Genomic DNA, 17846 nt, shown 5'->3' on the forward strand with positions numbered 1-17846 from the left:
ATCCGCCGCGCCGCCAGCCAGATTTCGTCGTCCCTGACGATCAAACTGGTTGTTCTGGTGGGGATTTTCGCGGCTCTCCCGATCGTTCTTTACGGACAATTCGAAAAGGCCGACCGGCAGACCCGCAATCTGGTCGCGGAGAATATCAGGCATTACGGCTGGCTCGTCGCGCAGGCGCTGGCCCCCATCCTCGATCGTTCCGACGATCTCGCGGGCCCGGAACTGGCGGCCTCGCTGGAGCGTTTTTCCGAAGATGGAACGATCCTGAAATTGATGTTCCAGCCGAAGTTGAAGAGCGGGAGCGAAGGTTTTTATTTCATCGCCGCGGCCCCGAAAATATCGGCCTCGCAGATGGGGGCCGACCTCGACGTCCTGGGGCGGCACGGCATCTTGAAATCGTTGGCCGATTCCTGCCGCTGGGACAAACCGGTGGAGATCCGCTATCAGCAGATGAACGGCGCGGAAGAAATCCTGACCTCGATCATTCCCATCAACGGGCGGCGGGGATGCTGGGTCCTGGTGTCCGCCAACAACAGTTCCGCCTTTCTCAGCACCGCTTTCGGCCGTCCTTACTGGCAGACCGACAATGTGAGGATGGCGGCGCTCATCTATCTCGTCTTCGCCGCCCTCGCCTTGCTGGTCGCCATCGGCATCCGTCGCGCCTTGCGCCATTTCCGGAAAGTGGCACGGGAAATTCGCCGCGGCGGCGTCGGAGCCATGGCATTCGCCGGCCGCAACATTCCGCCGGAATTGGTCAGCGCGGCCAGGGACTTCGACCGGTTGGTGGACGATCTTCACCGTGCGGCCTCCGACATCCGACGCACGGCCGAGGATAACGCCCACGCGGTAAAGGCTCCGCTGGCAGTCATCCGCTCGGCCCTACAGCCGCTTCGCCGCTCCGTGCCCAAGGACGACCAGCGCTCTCAACGCGCCGTTCAACTGATCGATTCGGCGTTGGGAAGGCTTTCCGCCCTGATTTCGACGGCGCAGCAACTCGGGCATGATACGGCGGATTTCATCGAAGCGCCGAAGCTGCTGATCAACCTCACCGAGGTGGTCGCCGAAGGACTGCGCAACGCAAGGGACGGCGCGGCGGAAAAAAAGCTGCGTTTCGTCCGACATCTCGACGAGGACGCCTTTGTCCTGGCACCGGACGGCATGCTCGACATCGTGGTGGAAAACATCCTCGACAATGCCGCCGGTTTTTCGGTCGACGGCGCCACCATCACGGCGACCCTCGACAAATCGAAGGATAAGATCGACCTGATCATCGACGACGAAGGTCCCGGGGTGGACTCCAACAAGATCGACCATATCTTCGAACGGAATTTCTCCTGTCGTCCCGGGCAGGGAAGAGACCCGCGCGCTCCGGCGCATGCGGGTCTCGGCTTATGGATCGTTCGCCACCACATCGAGGCCCTGGGGGGACGGGTATCCGCCTCGAACCGCCCCATGGGCGGCTTGCGCATCCATGTCTGCCTGCCCAGCCATGGTTGGTGAGCCCCCGGCCACAACTTGATCACTGGCGGGCCTTCCCGGCATTGCGCATGGTCGACCGGCAAACGGCTCATGCCCCTGCCCCGATGGGCGTGACCTAACCACCCATGCATTCGCTTACTGAAAGCCAATTGCCGGAGGAAATCATCATGCTGGGTTCGGAGGAACCGAGGTCTGTCCTGGTCACCGGCGGAGCCGGTTACATCGGCGCGCATGTCTGCCGCGCCCTCGCATCTTCGGGATATCGTCCCATCTCCTACGACAATCTTTCGCATGGTCATGCCTGGGCGGTCCGCTGGGGCCCCTTGGAGACCGGCGATCTTCTGGACGGGGCGCGTCTTGAGGCGGTCATGCGGCAGTATCGGCCCCAGGCCGTCATTCATCTCGCCGGCTTGATCGCCGCCGGAGAATCCGTGGTCGATCCCGTCATCTATTACCGGAACAATCTGACCGCCACGCTCGTCTTGCTGGAAACCATGCGGACATGCGCGATCCATCGAATCGTTTTTTCCTCTTCGGCCGGTGTTTATGGCGAGCCGGATCAAATCCCCATTCCCGAAATGCATCCTCAGCGGCCCGTCAACCCATACGGCGCCAGCAAGGGAATGGTCGAGCGGATCCTGACGGATTTCGGCGGCGCCTACGGCCTCAAATCCTTGTCATTGCGCTATTTTAACGCCGTTGGCGCCTCGCCCGACGGCGATATCGGCGAATCCCACCCGAAAGAGACGCATCTTGTGCCGCTGGTCCTGGACGTCGCGGCAGGGCTGCGGCCCCATATCGAGATCTACGGTGGCGACTTTCCGACGAATGACGGAACCTGCATTCGCGACTATGTGCATGTCTGCGATCTGGCCGATGCCCATATTCTTGCCCTGAAACATCTGGAGCGGGAGATCCGCGCCAGAGCCTTCAATCTCGGCAACGAGAAAGGCGCCAGCGTTCGCGAGGTGATCGATACCGCGATCAAGGTGACCGGACGGCAGATCTCCAGCCGGATGCGATCCCGTCGCCCCGGCGATCCGGCCATGCTGGTGGCCGACGCCTCGCTCGCCAAAGAGGTTCTTGGCTGGCGTCCAGCCTATTCCTCGCTCGAACAACAAATCGCCACCGCCTGGGATTGGCATGAACGCTACCGGTCATCCGACGTCCGGCAGACTGGCCGACGGTCATCGTGACGCATTTTGTGCACCGCAAGATTTTTCGACCACAAAAAGGACACACCTCCGCCATTCAGTTAAACGCTATCCTCCCATCGCTATTGAAACAATAGCCGCGACCTCATGGACACTGGTTGCGAATATAGTATTTGAATAAACACTATATTCAGCAGCCTCTAGATGCGGAGGAATATTATGGGATTGCAACATATCACAAGCATCATGTTGCAGAGGGAGGCACTGGCATCAGCCTCCTTGCCTGGTTTTTCAGGTGGATATGACTGGCGGCGCCTTCATGCCGCCGCTATCGACCGCAGCCCGATCGATCGGGGACGGTTCGTCCGGCTAAAAGAGCCGGCCCATCGTATCAGCAAGCGGCTCTTCGACGTCGTCGCCACGTCCTTTCTGCTTGCCCTCCTGTCGCCTCTGCTGCTGAGCATCGCGGTCATGGCCCGCCGGGACGGCGGGCCGGTGGTCTATGGCCATCGACGCATCGGAGCCCACGGCAGGACCTTCAAATGCTGGAAATTCCGCACAATGGTTCCCAACGCCGACAAGGTGCTCGAAAAAATTCTGGCGTCGGATCCGACGGCCCGTGCCGAATGGGAACGCGACTTCAAGCTGAAGAACGATCCCCGGATCACGCCGGTCGGACGCCTGTTGCGGGTGACCAGCCTCGATGAGTTGCCGCAGCTCTTCAACGTCATCGCCGGAGACATGAGCCTGGTCGGCCCCCGCCCTATCGTCACCGACGAGGTGCGCCGGTATGGGGCCGCCTTTCATGACTATGCGCGCTGCCGGCCCGGTATCACCGGCATCTGGCAAATCAGCGGCCGCAACGATGTCGGCTATGGCCAGCGGGTCGACCTGGACCGGCACTACGCCCGAAGCTGGTCCTTCGCCCGCGACATCCTCATCCTGCTGCGCACCCCGTTTGCCGTTTTGCGCCGCAGCGGCGCCTACTGATCGTGAGAGGAGAAATGACCACGAGCCTTCGCCGGCGGCGACCGCCACCGATAGGGATCTGCCTGCTCGTCGTCCTGTGCGGTTGTGCTCAAAGCAAGGAGGACCTGCCGCCGGCTCCGGCGATTTCCTCGCCGCAAGCCGGCGGCCCGGCGGTGCTGCCGCCCTATAAGGTGCAGGTCGGCGACATGCTGGACGTCAAAATGTATCTGAATCCGGAGTTGAGCGAGGAGGTCGTGGTGCGCCCGGACGGGATGATTTCGACCGCCGTCGCGGAGGACGTTCCGGCCTACGGCCTTACTCCGACGGAAATTTCGGCGTCGCTGCGGGAAAAATACAAAGCGGTTCTGAGCAGTCCCCAGATCACCGTCATCGTCCATTCCTTCGCTCCCAACCGGGTCTATGTGGCGGGCGAAGTGACCAATCCGGGGGAATTCATCACCGTCGGTCCCAATCTGACGGTCAGCCAGGCGATCGCCAGGGCCGGCGGCGTGAAGCTGAGCGCGGCCCGCGCAGGCGTTTTCATCATGCGCCGGGGAACCGACGACAAACCGCAAGCCCTCGCCGTGAATTATCCGGACGCCATTTCCGGCGAGCATCCGGAAGCCGACGTCCGCCTTGCCCAGTACGACGTCGTCTATGTGCCGCGCACCGGGGTCTACGAAGCCTACACCTTCTGGAACCAGTTCGTTCAGCAGTTCGTTCCCTACAACTGGGGCTTCTCCTACAACGTCAATTCGTCGGTCTCGACGGGTCATTAGAGCGCGTGGACATTCATGACGGCCATGCTCCCTTGATGGGACGCCTTGAGACTTCTCCCGTTGCCTCTGGTTCCCCAATGGCTTGAAAGGAAACCCCGGATATTTTGAACCACCAAGGCACCAAGACACCAAGGCGTCTTTCGGATCGGTCGGCGGCGGCCAATCTGCGCCGCAGGCATTCGGCCGACAGCCGATGACGGGACGGGAAAATGCCGGTGGCACACTCCGCCACCTTGGTGTCTTGGTGCCTTGGTGGTTCATCAAAAGCTGGAGCGCACCGGAACGATCAAGAGGACGAAGAGAATCTGGCCGATTACCAAATGTCCACACGCCCTAGTACGCAAAGCGGAAGAACGGAAAGGACGATAAGGAATGTCCACGCAACTCATGCCCTATGGAGCCTTGACGGTCTTCACCAAGCAATGGCGCTGCTTCATCGGCCTGTTCCTCGCCGTCGTCCTGGGTGGCGGGGCCTATCTCCTTTTCGCCGAGGAAAAGTATGAATCGGTGGCGCAACTGGTGATCACCTTCGGCGATCGATCCACTCCGGAAGTGGACCGATCGCCGGCCACCGAGATGACCCCGTCCGACCGTCGCGAGATCGTTCTTTCCCACGCGGCGATTCTCCAGAGCCATGATCTGGCCCGAGCCGCCATCGAGGCCTTCGGACTGCAAACCGTCTATCCGGACATCGTCGAATCGCCGCCGTCCAGGGGGACGCCGATGGACAAGGCGATTACCACATTCCTCGACAGTCTGTCGGTGGAGGTGGGGCAGCAGGACAACATCATCACCTTGTCGTTCCGCCATCCGGACAAGCGATTGGCACCCAAGCTGGTTCAGAAGCTGATCGATCTCTATGTCTCTCGCCAAACCGAGATTTACCACAACCCCCACCAGGATTTTCTCTCCACCGAGGTCCGTCAGGCCGGCGACCGGCTGGCCGCGGCGCAAACGGCGCTCGAGCAGTTCAAGAGTCGGTGGCGCATCACCGACTATGACAAGGAGGTCGAGGATCTGCTCGGCCAACGCGGCGATCTCGACACCGATCTGCACACCGCCAAGGCCAATCTCGCGCAGGCGCAGCACCGTCAGGCCGAACTGCAGACCTTGATGCGCAAGGTGCCGGAGAAACTTCCCGAATCGGCCAGCAGCGAAAAGTACCGCGCCCTCGATGACGCCCGCTCCCGATTGGCCGATTTGCGCACCAAGCAAAGCCAGATGTTGGCCACTTATACACCCGACAGCCCCGCTCTTTCCTCTTTGAAGGCGGGTATCGCCACGGCCGAGGCCGAGGTGGCGGCCAGGACGGCCGAGCTCAACCACCGCTCCACCTCTGTTCCCAACACCGTCTATCAGACGCTCCAGACCGATTACATGCGAACCGCCGCCGAGGCGGACAGCAATTCCCAGCCAGTGCGCGTCCTCGGCGAACAGATCGCCGCGATCGATCAGCGGCTGGGGGAACTGCGCAAGAATCGTGGTTCCTTCAACGATCTGATGCGCGAACATCAGATCGCCGAGGAAACCTATCGCGCTCTGTCGCTGCAATTCGCCGACGCCCGGGTCAAAGGCAACCTCAACGATCAGCGCATCTCGCCGGCCGTCGTGCTGAGCGCGCCGACCGAACCCTACAAGGCGGTTCGTCCGCGCAAGCTGATCACCTTGCTTTCCTGTGTCTTCGGCGGCGCCCTGCTGGCGGCCGGAGTGGCCTTGTTGCGCGAAGCCTTCGACGATCGTTTCTCGACCGCCGAACAGGTCGCTTTCCTGCTCGATCTCCCGGTCCTCGCCAGCCTGGAACGGCGCACCCATCGCATTCCTCCGGAAATTCTCGCGCTTGGAGGCACCTCCGAATGAAGAAATTGAGCCTCGCCCCAAATGACGTCGATCAGGATCTGGCCAGGGCCACGCATGTCTTGCGCGAAACCGACTGGATGGTGCCGGACGATCTGCCGGTGGTCGATCTGATCGAGCTTTATCTCGGCATCGACACGGCGCTTTCCGCCGACCGTGGTGTCGCCATCCAGTTCGTCGGCGCCTCGGCCGGCTCGGGCAGCGCCGAGGTCGCCCTCGACATGGCCTGGGCCGCCGCCAGCGTTCTCGGCAAGAAGCTGCTCGTCCTCAACTGCACGCCGTCGCAGTGGACCAGTCCGTTGGGCCCCCTTTCACCGGCCGGGGAAATGGGGCCCCATCACCCGACTCCGATGAATGACGATCTGATCAAGGTGAACGGTCAGGAAATGTATCTCGCCGATCTGCAAAGCTGGACCGGTAAAAGCAATTCCTTGGCCAAGGTCGATGAGATCGGCGCCCATCTCGAAGAGTTCTGCCGCTATTTCGATATGGTCGTGGTGGTTGCCCCACCCGCCGACGGCGACCCGCTGGGCGCGGTTCTGGCCGGACATGTCGATGGGAACGTCCTCGTCATCGAGGCCGAGCAAACCAGGCGCGCCGCGGCCATCCGGCTGCGGCAGATGCTGGCTCGCTGCGGGCGTCCCATTCTCGGAGCCGTTTTACACGATCGCCGGGACCACATCCCGCGATGGATGGCCCGACTGTTATGAACGAAGCCCGGCGGCAGGGGGTGCAAATGCATGTCATGGTTGTCAATAATATCTACCCGCCGATCATGGCCGGGGGAGCCGAACGCATCGTCGCTTATCTGTGCGAAGGATTGGCGCGGCGCGGTCATCGGGTGACGGTGGTATCCACCTGCGGGCCCCAAATGGAACCCTACCCGACCGAAATCCGCAACGGCGTCGAGGTGATCCGATTCTTTCCGCCCAACCTCTATTGGTCTTTCGAGCGCTCGTTGAAAGGGGGGCCGCGCAAATGGCTGTGGCATGCCCGGGATGCCTGGAACGGGGCCGCCGGGAACCGTTTGCGCGCCATCATGGAACGCTCCCGTCCGGCGATCCTGCACAGCCACCTGATCGACGGCTTGTCGGCCGCGGTCTGGGGCCGGGCGCGAGAGGCCGGCATTCCGGTTCTGCACACCGCCCACGATTACCACCTCCTCTGCCCCCGCGCCTTCCTGCTGACGGCGGACTGGAAGCTCTGCACGCGGCCGAGAGCGCATTGCCGCCTTTATCGCGGCTGGCATCAGCGAACGACCCGGTATGTCGATCTCTTTGCCAGCCCGTCCCGTTTTCTGCTCGACATGCACGAGAACAACGGATTGCGGGCAAGGAATCGCGCGGTCATCCATAACGGCATCCCGCTGCCCGACGACCGTCATCTGATACGCGACCGGCGATCCGCCGAAAGCCGTACGCGGTTTCTCATGCTGACCCGGCTGACCAACGAAAAAGGCGTGTCGGTGGTCCTCGACGCCATGGCCCATCTGCCGAAGGAACTCCCGATCGAAGTGGCGATCGCCGGCAAGGGCCCGCTGGAGGAACGGGTGCGGGCGGCGGCGGCGGCGGACGGGCGGATCCGCTATCTCGGTTTCCTCGACGGCGAAGCCAAGGCGGCGGCGCTGGCCTGGGCCGGTCATCTTCTGTTGCCGTCCCTTTGGTATGAAAACGCCCCGGTCACCATCGTCGAGGCCGCGGCCTATGGACTGAGCCTGATCGGCAGCGATATCGGCGGCATTCCGGAATTCGTCGAACCCGGCCAGACCGGATTTCTTTTCCCGCCGGGCGATTCCAGGACCCTGGCGGCGCTCATGACGCGCATCGCCCGGGACGCGAATGCGCTTCCGGATCTTGCCGAACGCTCTGAAACCCTGGCCCGCCGTTTCGGCGTCGATCGCATGATCGAGGCTTATGAAGGCCATTACGAAGCCCTGCTGGCCGAACGTCTTCCTCGAATGGCCGCAGCACAATAGGACGCACGAAGCCATGCAATACATCCCTTGTCTGTCCGTACTCGTCCTGCTGGCGATCCCCGGGGCGGCGCGCGCCGATATCTTTCCAGCCGATGCCGGCTTCCTGAACGTCAAGGACTTCGGGGCGCAAGGCAACGGCCGGACCGACGACACCGCCGCTTTCCTGGAGGCCATCGCGGCCAGCGGCGAGGATACCGGCACCACCTTCTGGCAAGATAAAATCGTCTATGTGCCGAATGGGACCTATCTGGTCTCATCGCCGCTGGTGAAGCGGTATCAGACCGGAAAATTCGGATCGGGGCTTCTCCTGCTGGGCGAATCTCAGACCGGCACCATCATCCGCCTGCCCGACCATGCGGCGGGATATGGCGATCCCCAGCACCCCCAGGCGGTCGTCTTCACCACCTCCAAGCTCCACGACGGCACGGCCACCAGCGGAGGCAAGGATTACAACGGGTTGGGCGAAGGTAACGACGCCTATATGAATTTCGTCGAAAACCTCACCATCGATGTCGGAAGTGGAAATTCCGGAGCGATCGCCCTTGATTACCTGGCCAACAATATCGGCGCCGTCCGCAACGTCACACTGCGGGCCCAGTCGGGAAGCGGCGCCGTCGGTCTGTCGATGACCCGCAAATGGCCAGGTCCGGCGCTCATTCAGAACGTCACCGTGCAGGGTTTCGCCACGGGAATCGCCACGGCGCAAACCGAATACGGGCTGACCCTCGAACATATCCGGCTTTACGATCAGACCACGGCGGCCCTTCAGAACAGTCAGAACGCCCTGGCCATCCGGGATATCGAAATCCGGGCTCCCTCGCCCACCGTCATCAATGCCGGAGACAAGAGTTTCATGGCGTTCGACGACGTCCGTCCGGGAAACGCGCCGGACGTCGGATCCTTCATGCGCAACGATGGACGCGCCATTTTCCGCGGCCTGACCCTATCGGGAGGAAAAATCGACGGTATCCTGGCCGGGCGATCTCAATGGACGGCCGCTTCGCCGCCCGACTGGCGGATACCCTTGGCGGACTTTCCGGAGGCGGGGAACCTTCCACTTTCCACCTGGGTCAGCCCGGGCCGATTCGGCGCCACCGGCGCGGCCGACCAGGATGCCACGGACGCATTGCGAAGCGCGATGGCGACCGGCGCGCCGGTCCTCTATCTGCCGCATGGCACCTACACCATCCGCGACGCCGTCGAGATACCCTCCAGCCTGCGCCGTATCGTCGGCATGAATTCCACGATCAAGGTGCTGGCAAAACGTCTGCCGACCTTCAGCCGCGGTTCCGGGATGATGCGAATCCTTTCCGGCGGAGAATCGCTCTCCATCGAACGGCTGGCCTTCGACAACAGCAACATGGGCGATCAATTGGCCATCGAGGCAGCCGGAAACCGGGACGTCGCCATCAGGGACGTGGTCTCGGCCGGCGTCACCCTGCTGGACCGCAAGGCGGGCGGCGGCCGGGTGTTCCTCGAAGACGTCTGCTGCGGCAAGATCCTGACGGCCGGCCCCGCTCCGCTGTTCGCCCGCCAGCTGGACACCGAGGGCGGAGGCGTCAGGATCGCCAACAGCGGAAGTCCGCTGTCCGTTCTGGGCCTGAAAACTGAAGGCATCAACACCATCGTCGATAATTCCTCGGGGGCGCTGACCGATATCTTCGGCGGCCTGGTCTATATGGTCCGCGACGGGGCGGACGCCTCGGTTCCGGCCTTCCGTAACAATGGGGCATCGCTCTCGGCCTCCTTTGCCGAGGAGTCGCTGCGCAGCGGCAGTCGCTATGCGATCTACGTCGGTCGCGGTTCCGGCGACGCCCGTCCCCCCGTCGCCGTCACCGATTTTCCGGAACGGGGATTTGGTCGGTTTGTTCCAGGGCTAAAGGACTGATTTCATTGCGTTCAGCTCGGATTTAGGGCCGTTTGGTCTGATAGGGGTCGGCGCCGGGGCTGGGTGGCCGACCCGGCGGTGGAACCGGTGTCGATGCGACGCAAGCGCCGCCGCGCCGCGCCACCTCGCGTTCACAGGTGGCGTGATCGGCAAAGACGCAGGACGTCACGCCACCGGCTTCGACCAGGCAATAGGGCAAGGCGCTGACCGGAGGCACGAATTCCGCCGGATTGACGGCGCAGCGCCCGCCGTTGCGATTTGCCTCCTGCTGGCAGGACGTCGGATCGGTGTAGAGGCACCGCAACGGGATACCGGAGGTCTCGACGCAGAAAGGCGCCGCCTCGGCGTGGACATGACCGAGGACGGCGAGCGCGCAGCCGAACAGGATGGACCGAAATGTCATGGCTCTTTCCTCTTCAGTTGCCGGATGGACCGGGCCATCAGCGCCAGTAGAACCAGGCAGCAGAGGGCTTGAGCGGCGCTGTAGCCGGCGATGACCCAGGGTGCGTCGAAGCCGTACAGCCTGGCCCCGGCCTCGAAAACCCCGACGGTGAAAATCAACCGTCCGATTTGCCAACCGGCCGCCAGGATCTGCTTTTCAAGAATCTGCAGGGTGTGAAAGACCGGCTGAACCAGCGCCTGGGCCAGATAACCCAGGCTCATCGCCTTCAAATAGACGATGCCTTCGATCCATTCCTCGCCGAACACCGTCGGAAACAGCAGCGCTCCGGCGAGATTGGCGGCCAGAACCCAAGCCGCAGCAAGGCAGAATTGCCTGAAAACCACCTGCCGGAAACGGCTTTTCAACTTATCGGGATCGGAGGTCGCGGTCCTGCCCGCCTCGCTCATGAAAACCTGAAGAATCGACGTACCGACGATGGCCAGCGGACGCGACACGACGCGTTCGACCAGGAAGATGTAGCCGGCGATCCTGGCCGAATATTGAAGCGAAATGAGAAGATAGAGGAGTTGGCTGCTTCCCAGGGCATCGATCAGCGCCGCCCAACTGCTGACCAGCGGGAAACGGCAGTAGCGGGCGGCCAGTCCGCGCATTCTTCGCCAGGACAGGCTGGACCAGGCGCCGGGACGATCGGTGGCGACGTTATAGAAAAGACCGGCGGTGCCCGCCGATTGACCGGCGATGAAGCCGAGCAGCAGCCCGGGCGTTCCGACGCCCAGCAGGCCAAGGACGATCTGGGACAGGGGGCCGACCACTCCCTGGCCGAAGCGGGTTTTGGCGATCGCCCGGAAAGCGCCGGTTCGCGTCGCGCCATAAAGCGCGATGAAATAACCGCCCAGGCAGACATACCCCACCACCAGCAGAATCCGGTAGGTGCCGATCCTCTCCGAGAAAAGCGGCAGGGGCCATAATGCCTCGATCATTTGCCCGGGCAGCAGAAAGACCACGGAGCCGACGGCCGCCGTCGTTGCGGCAAGGGCGCAGAGACAGACCGCCATCAGATTGGCGGCATCCTCGTCCAGGCGTGTCAAAGGCAGGGCCATTTCGTAACGCAGCGAGGCTATCACCACCAGAATCGCCAGCACGGCGGAATAGACACTCAAAATTCCGAACTGCTGCGGCGAATAGAGGCGCGTCAGAAGCGGCGACAGCAGGATGCTGACCAACTGACCACCGGCCGCGCCGCCCAACATGATCGAGACGTTCTTCAGGAACGGCCGGCGCGCCAGAATATCCCGGATCCGCCGGATCAACGCCCCCGGCACCCCCGCCAGGCCGCGCCGTCCGGGTGTGATCCCCATTTCGCGTGCTGAGGTGTCGCGCATCGCAAAGCCTTCCCGTTGGATAGAGCAATGCCATAACACCCGAGAACATATCCCGCATCGCAAATTAAGCAGGTCACAACAAGGTCACACCGCCTTGATGCGAACAAAGTGTAAATATTCGCATCGTGGATATGCCTTATGTCCATTTTAAAAGTGGAAAATAAAAGGACGCTGTTCTCTATAAGCGCCATCAAATAGTGCTTGTTTTTTTAAATTTCCATAATAAGGCGGATTGACGGTCGTGAATATAGATGTCGCCAATCAGTTATCGCGATCTCCCGGCCTGCCTCTCCGTATCGCGCGGCGCTCCAGCCGTCGTCTTGCCGGAGGATTCCACGATGTTGACTGATGTCGGGCTCAAAATGCGCGAGGAAGAGGATTTTTGGGTCAGTCCAGCCCGCCATTCCTCCGATAAGATATCAACGACGGTCGTTATTCCGACATTCAACGCCGGCCCCACGCTGCCGCGTGCCGCCCGCAGCGTTCTTGGCCAAACGTTGCGGGATATCGAACTGGTCATCGTCGACGACGCCTCGACCGATTCCTCGTGGCAAACGATCCTTGGCCTATTGGCCGAGGATCCCAGGGTGCGCGTCCTGCGTCACAAGAAAAATCGTGGAAAATCGGTCGCCATGAACCGGGCGGCGGCCGTCGCCCAGGGGCGCTGGCTGGCCGTCTTGGATGCCGACGACTGGTACCACGAGGATCGCCTCTCCACCCTGACCCGATTGGCCGAGCGGCGGCGGGCCGACATGGTCGCCGACAACCAATTCCTCTACGACGCGGGAGCCGATCAAGTCGTTGCCTCCGCCTGGTCCAAAGACGATGACGTTTGGGAATTGTCCTTCGACGATTTCCTGATCGGCTCCGACGCATATGACAATTTCAATCTCGGCATGCTGAAACCCGTAACCAGAACCGACTTCATTCGCAAGATGAAGCCCGCATACGAAGAAAATGTACGGTGCGGTGAGGATTTTCTTCATATTTTGAAATTTTATCTAATGTCTGGAAAGTCTATTATTTACAACATTCCATATTATTATTACACACAGCCATTTGGATCACTCTCCCGACAATGGTCGAGTCCGACGCGGATAGGCTACGACTTCCAAAGCGTCCTTAATGCGAACCAGCGTTGTTTCCAACAGACCAGCCATGTCCTGACGCGCCGGCAGCGAATGCTTCTCTCTGCTCGCAATCGCAGACTGAAGTCCCTGGATCGATATTTCCGCGCCAAGGATGCCTTCAGCCAGCGAGACTGGCTGGCGACGGCGGCCCTGCTCACCCTGCATCCGATGGCGCTGACCTGCCTATTGCATCGCCTTCATGACCGCCTGCTCTCACGCCCCGCCTCGCGGACCATCGAGCAGATCGCCACGCGGGCCTGCCGCCTCCCTCTGATCGTCGTTTCCAGCCAACCGGGAGAGTCCGATGCGTAGCGAAGAGCAATTCGCCGACAACAATTTCACCGTTCTTCGCCTTGTTCTGGCGCTTCTTGTCGTGTTGGGCCATTTCAAGGCCTTCATCGGCGTATTTTCACCGGCCTGGCCTTTCAACTATGCGGCCACCGCCGTCGAATGTTTCTTCGTGGTCAGCGGATATCTGGTCACCAACAGCTTCGATCGCGATCCCGACATCAAGCGCTTCTTCATCAAACGGGTCTGCCGCATCTATCCTCTTTATATCGCCGTCGTCACCGCCCAGACGATCGTCCTTGGTCTTCTCGTCCCCGGTGGTTTCCTCGCCAATCTGGGGGCGATGGCGCGCTATCTTTTGGCCAATGCGCTCTTCGCCAATTTCCTGCAGCACGATGTCGGCCAAGGGGCCCTGAGCAGCCTCGTCGACCCCAGTCTGAACGCCAGCCTGTGGACGCTCAAAATCGAGTTCGCCTTTTATCTGACCGTGCCCTTTCTTTGGCGAGCGGTCGGCCGCTGGGGGGCAAAAGTCCTGATCGTCCTGTTTTTCCTGTCGATTCTCTATCGGGAAATCATGGAAAACGCCGATTACGTCACCTATGCCAAACAGCTGCCCGGACAGATGCAGTTCTTCGTTCTGGGGATCGCCGCCTATCGCTATCGGCACATCCTGGCGGTCAATCGCTACATCGGATTGGCCGAGGGCATCGCTCTTGCCGTCATCGTCACCCTTCTGATGCCGTGGAGGCCGCTGGTCGTCTATCCCCTGGCGGTCGGCGCCCTGGTCGCCACCCTCGCCCTTTACACGCCAAGGCTCAGGCTGCGGATCGACATCTCCTATGGCGTCTATCTTCTGCACGCGCCGATCATCCAGCTTTCATTGCTGTTCGACCTCTACCGTCCCGGCTGGGACGGCCTGGCGGCGGTCGTCGTCACGGTCGTCGTGCTGGCCGCATTGGCCGAACGCACTATCGAAGCACCGGGAATCGCCTTCGGACGGGCGCTGATCGGACGGCTGGGTCTCCGCCGCCCGCCCCGAAGCTCAGAGATATCGAATTCCGGCGATCTGACGGTCGTCGTGCTCAACGATTTCTGCCACGTCCAGGGCGGCGCCAGCAAGGTCGCCATCGACGAGGCCATCGGCCTGGCCCGGTCCGGCATCCGGGTGGTTTTCGTAGGCGCCGTGGGACCCGTCTGCCCCGAACTTCGCCAATCGCCGCTGACCGTCGAATGCCTGGACCAGCCGCAATTGCTCGATGTCGCGCGACATCCGGGGGTCATCCTGCAAGGTCTTTGGAACGGCAAGGCCGGCCGCAAGGTGTCGGCCATTCTCCGCACGCTGCCGCGCGAGCGGACGATCGTGCATCTGCACGGCTATACCAAGGCGCTCACCACCAGTCCCGTCCGGGCGGCGAAACGCCTGGGCATTCCGGTCATCTGCACGTTGCACGACTTCTTTTCCGCCTGCCCGAACGGCGCTTTTTTCGACTATGCGCAGTTGAAGCCCTGCACCCGTCAACCGTTGTCTCCCGCTTGCATCCTCACGCACTGCGACAAGCGGCGTTACGGCCATAAGCTGTTCCGCGTGGCACGGGGGGCTATTCAGCGCAGCCTTGGCCGTTTTCCGGTGGCGGTCGCGCACTACATTACCCTTTCCGAACGATCGGCGGCGATCCTGGCGCCCCATCTGCCCGCCCGGGCCCACATGCACCCCCTGCCCAATCTCATCGGCGTCCCCCGCGCGGAACCGGTTCCCGTCGCCCAAAACCGCGACATCCTCTATGTCGGCCGGCTCGACGAGGAAAAAGGCGTCAGACTGCTGACCGAAGCCGCCCGTTCGCTGGATATGGCCGTCACCTTCGTCGGAGATGGGCCGCTGAGGGCCGACATCGAAGCCATTCCCGGCATGACCGTCACCGGTTGGCTATCGGCCGAAGGAGTCCAGGAGCATTTGTCCAGAGTGCGTTGTCTGGTCTTTCCCAGCCTGTGGTACGAGACCTTCGGATTGACCGTCGCGGAAGCGGCGGCCCGGGGAATACCGGCCATCGTCAGCGACATCTCGGCCGCCGCCGAGCGTATCGAGGACGGCGTCACCGGCTGGCGTTTCGAAAGCGGAAATGCGGCCGACCTGACCCGCTGCCTGGCGTTGACGCGCGACGACTGGCTGGTTTGGAAGGCCGGCGTCGCCGCCTATCGTGCATTCTGGGAAAACGCCCCGACCGAGGACGCCCATACGGCCGGCCTTCTCAAAATCTATCGCAGCGCCATGGCCCGCGGCGCGGCGGCCTGAGTGAATTGCCCCTTCCAGCGCTCGATCGATTCGGTGGGCAGGATGATCGCCGTGGGATTCGGATGGGTGATCCAGCGCTCGACGGCCTGGGGATCATCGCGCGAGGCCACCGGCAGCGCGGTGGAAATGCTGATCTCGGCCGCCCGGTTGTCGACGGGAATGATCAGGGCGCGGCGTTCGTGCTGCAAGGCGCGGATGCCGCCATGCAGCCGGGCCCCGACGAAATCCACGTCTTCCTCCTCGAGGATCCGGTCATAGGCCGCGACGTCGGGGGGGATGGGGACGAAATCACGCACGCCGATTTCATGCAGGTAGGGCAAATCCTGGTTTTGCTGGGGCCAGAAATAGACGGTCTCGTAATGGCGTTTGAGCATTTCGAACAACAGACGGTCCTGTTCCGGCGCGGGTCGATAGTAGGTCACCGCGAAAATGGCGTGACGGGCCTTGCGCACCGGAATCCGGCGGCATTTCTGCGTATCCAGCATCCACATCGTCGGGCAGGCCGTATAAAGCACGTTCGGAACATGGTGGCGCAATTTCTCGTAGGTATGCAGATCGCGGACGGAATGGAGCATGGTTTTTGACAAAACCGTGCGAAAGAACAACCGTGTCGGACCGTCGGCCTCGCCACCATATTGTTGCCAGCCGACCCCCATCAGGACCACATCGCGCCAACTCAGGTAATCGAGCGGCGTGATGCGCCAGTTGCCGCGCACCAGCATGTGCGATTTCAGGATATTGGTGCCGCCGACAACGGAAAAGGCCGCCTTCCGTCCGGCCTTGATCTCCGAAAACGAGGCCCTGCGATGGGTCGGCGTTCGCCGAAAGGCGGCGTCGGGAAAAAGCGCACGCACGCTGTCCCAGACCGCGTCCATGATGAAATGATCACCGAGATTATCGCTTTCGATCGCCGTATCGAACAGATTGATCAACATAAGGGGGACCTCCATCCGATCACGCCGATTGCGTCAACAGAATTTCGTCGGCTTGCAGACCCGGCCGCAAACGGACGTCGGGCAAGTCTCGCTGAAGCGCGGTGCGCGCCTCTTCCGGGCCGAACCAATAAACGTCGCGGCTGATCCCTATCAGCGGAAGATCATCGGCATGATCGGTGAGCAGGACGATATCCCGCTCCTGCCATCCGAGTTCGGCCAGCAGGCGGCACACCGCTTCGCGCTTGAAAATACCGACGGTGCTGGGGTCTCCCTTCTCCCGGATTCGGGGCGTGGCGACGATATGTCGGAACCCCAGGGCGCAGCCCAATCCATAGGCATAGTCGCCGGCGGCGGCTGTCGCCAGGATGGCGTCGATTTCGCCGGCGGCGACGGCGCGCATGACGTCGGACAATTCTGGACGGACAAAGCGTTTCAAGACCCCGACGAAATCGGCCTCGATGGCGCCGCCGTCTCCCTCCGCCACGCCTTGCCAAAGCTGTTGCAGGCGCCATTTCAGCGTCTCGTGACTGATCACTCCGGCCTTGCGCGCCATCAGCGCCCTGGCCACGCCCAAGCTGAGCCGCCATCGCCCGCGCCGACGCAGATGGGGGATGCGAGCCTTGATGAGATAACTCACCCATAAACGGAAGCTGTTCACCTTGAGAACCGTTCCGTCGAGATCGAAGACCACGGCCTCAGGCATCGAGAGACCATGGAAAACGGCAAAGCTGCTGGCTATAGAGCGTATAGCGGGGCAATGCCCAGGGTTTGGGCGTCGTCACCGTGATCACCGCCGAGCGGATCCTCGCCGTCGGCGGGGCGTGATAGGCGACGGCATCGAGCACGCGCGAGATGGTCGCGCCCGTATCGATGGCGTCGTCGACAACCACCAGGGACGGGCGTTGACCGGCCCCCTCCAGCCAATTCGCCAACCCCTTCAATTCGTCGCCGTCGAGATGAAAGTCGTCCTGCTGCGGTGGCTTCGGCTTGGCTGTCAAGATGGCGTGCTCAAGAACCCGAAGCCGGTCGACGATCGGACGCGGCAGTTTGGTTACCAACCGTTTCAGGGCCGAACCCGACTTGTATTTCGTCGAGGGGCGACGGCAGGTGATGGAAAGAACCGGCACGGTGTAGCCCGCCGCCTTCGCCATCGATTGCGCGACATAAAGGCCGCCTGTCCGAATGCCGATCAGGGCGTCGGGACAGCCGTCCTGCACCACCAGGCGCATGAGGGCCGCGCAAGCCTCGTCAAAACCCGCGCGGTCGAAGGTGACAACTCCGGGCCTTCTGGAAATGGGACTGTTCTGCATGATGGGGGCT

General features: G+C 62.0%; 15 protein-coding genes. 10 read left to right on the forward strand and 5 right to left on the reverse strand.

The features are described from left to right. The first annotated feature begins 57 nt into the window (after positions 1–57). The 8 genes from CWS72_RS17520 (at position 58) to CWS72_RS17555 (ending at position 10098) form a co-directional block, all read left to right on the forward strand. Positions 58–1500 (forward strand): sensor histidine kinase, encoded by a 1443-nt coding sequence (locus CWS72_RS17520; protein WP_158240697.1) that lies wholly within the window; start codon positions 58–60, stop codon positions 1498–1500. 146 nt (positions 1501–1646) lie between these two features. Beyond that, the gene (gene galE / locus CWS72_RS17525) at positions 1647–2675 is read left to right on the forward strand and encodes a UDP-glucose 4-epimerase GalE (protein ID WP_101251985.1); all 1029 of its coding nucleotides are present in this window, start codon (positions 1647–1649) and stop codon (positions 2673–2675) included. Between the two features lie 177 nt (positions 2676–2852). Continuing rightward, the gene (locus CWS72_RS17530) at positions 2853–3623 is read left to right on the forward strand and encodes a sugar transferase (protein ID WP_241911787.1); all 771 of its coding nucleotides are present in this window, start codon (positions 2853–2855) and stop codon (positions 3621–3623) included. Positions 3624–3637: 14 nt separating this feature from the next. Then, the gene (locus CWS72_RS17535) at positions 3638–4381 is read left to right on the forward strand and encodes a polysaccharide biosynthesis/export family protein (RefSeq protein WP_101251926.1); all 744 of its coding nucleotides are present in this window, start codon (positions 3638–3640) and stop codon (positions 4379–4381) included. A gap of 372 nt (positions 4382–4753) precedes the next feature. Then, positions 4754–6238, forward strand: a complete 1485-nt coding sequence (locus CWS72_RS17540) for a GumC family protein (RefSeq protein ID WP_101251927.1) — start codon at positions 4754–4756, stop codon at positions 6236–6238. After that, positions 6235–6945: a P-loop NTPase family protein gene (locus tag CWS72_RS17545; protein ID WP_101251928.1), complete on the forward strand. Its 711-nt coding sequence runs from the start codon at positions 6235–6237 to the stop codon at positions 6943–6945. Before CWS72_RS17540 ends, CWS72_RS17545 begins: the two co-directional genes overlap by 4 nt. 26 nt (positions 6946–6971) lie before the next feature. Further along, positions 6972–8210 (forward strand): glycosyltransferase family 4 protein, encoded by a 1239-nt coding sequence (locus CWS72_RS17550; protein WP_158240698.1) that lies wholly within the window; start codon positions 6972–6974, stop codon positions 8208–8210. Continuing rightward, positions 8149–10098, forward strand: coding sequence for a glycoside hydrolase family 55 protein (locus tag CWS72_RS17555; RefSeq protein ID WP_101251930.1), 1950 nt, complete (start codon positions 8149–8151; stop codon positions 10096–10098). The genes CWS72_RS17550 and CWS72_RS17555 overlap by 62 nt, the downstream gene beginning before the upstream one ends. 22 nt (positions 10099–10120) lie before the next feature. Here the strand turns inward: CWS72_RS17555 and CWS72_RS17560 are convergent, their stop codons facing one another. Beyond that, complete coding sequence (locus CWS72_RS17560) at positions 10121–10501, reverse strand: hypothetical protein (RefSeq protein ID WP_101251931.1); 381 nt, start codon at positions 10499–10501, stop codon at positions 10121–10123. After that, entirely contained in the window at positions 10498–11883 is a 1386-nt protein-coding gene (locus CWS72_RS17565) for a lipopolysaccharide biosynthesis protein (RefSeq protein ID WP_101251932.1), read from the reverse strand. The genes CWS72_RS17560 and CWS72_RS17565 overlap by 4 nt, the downstream gene beginning before the upstream one ends. 338 nt (positions 11884–12221) lie before the next feature. Between CWS72_RS17565 and CWS72_RS17570 the strand changes: the two genes are divergently transcribed. Continuing rightward, positions 12222–13325: a glycosyltransferase family 2 protein gene (locus tag CWS72_RS17570; RefSeq protein WP_158240699.1), complete on the forward strand. Its 1104-nt coding sequence runs from the start codon at positions 12222–12224 to the stop codon at positions 13323–13325. After that, positions 13318–15591 carry an acyltransferase family protein gene (locus CWS72_RS17575; protein WP_101251934.1) on the forward strand — a complete coding sequence of 758 codons (2274 nt, stop codon included), beginning with the start codon at positions 13318–13320 and terminating at the stop codon, positions 15589–15591. Before CWS72_RS17570 ends, CWS72_RS17575 begins: the two co-directional genes overlap by 8 nt. Here the strand turns inward: CWS72_RS17575 and CWS72_RS17580 are convergent. Genes CWS72_RS17580 through CWS72_RS17590 form a run of 3 tightly spaced genes read right to left on the reverse strand, consistent with a single transcriptional unit; the run spans position 15555 to position 17836 of the window. Beyond that, on the reverse strand, positions 15555–16526 hold the full coding sequence (locus CWS72_RS17580; RefSeq protein ID WP_158240700.1) for a polysaccharide pyruvyl transferase family protein: 972 nt from the start codon (positions 16524–16526) through the stop codon (positions 15555–15557). The two genes, CWS72_RS17575 and CWS72_RS17580, sit on opposite strands and share 37 nt — an antisense overlap. 19 nt (positions 16527–16545) lie before the next feature. Further along, a complete protein-coding gene (locus CWS72_RS17585) occupies positions 16546–17229 on the reverse strand; it encodes an HAD family hydrolase (RefSeq protein ID WP_101251936.1) in 684 nt (227 codons plus the stop codon). Continuing rightward, the gene (locus CWS72_RS17590; RefSeq protein WP_101251937.1) at positions 17222–17836 is read right to left on the reverse strand and encodes a phosphoribosyltransferase family protein; all 615 of its coding nucleotides are present in this window, start codon (positions 17834–17836) and stop codon (positions 17222–17224) included. Before CWS72_RS17590 ends, CWS72_RS17585 begins: the two co-directional genes overlap by 8 nt. Positions 17837–17846: the final 10 nt, after the last annotated feature.

The organism is Telmatospirillum siberiense (assembly GCF_002845745.1).
GTDB classification, from domain to species: Bacteria; Pseudomonadota; Alphaproteobacteria; order Rhodospirillales; family Magnetospirillaceae; genus Telmatospirillum; species Telmatospirillum siberiense.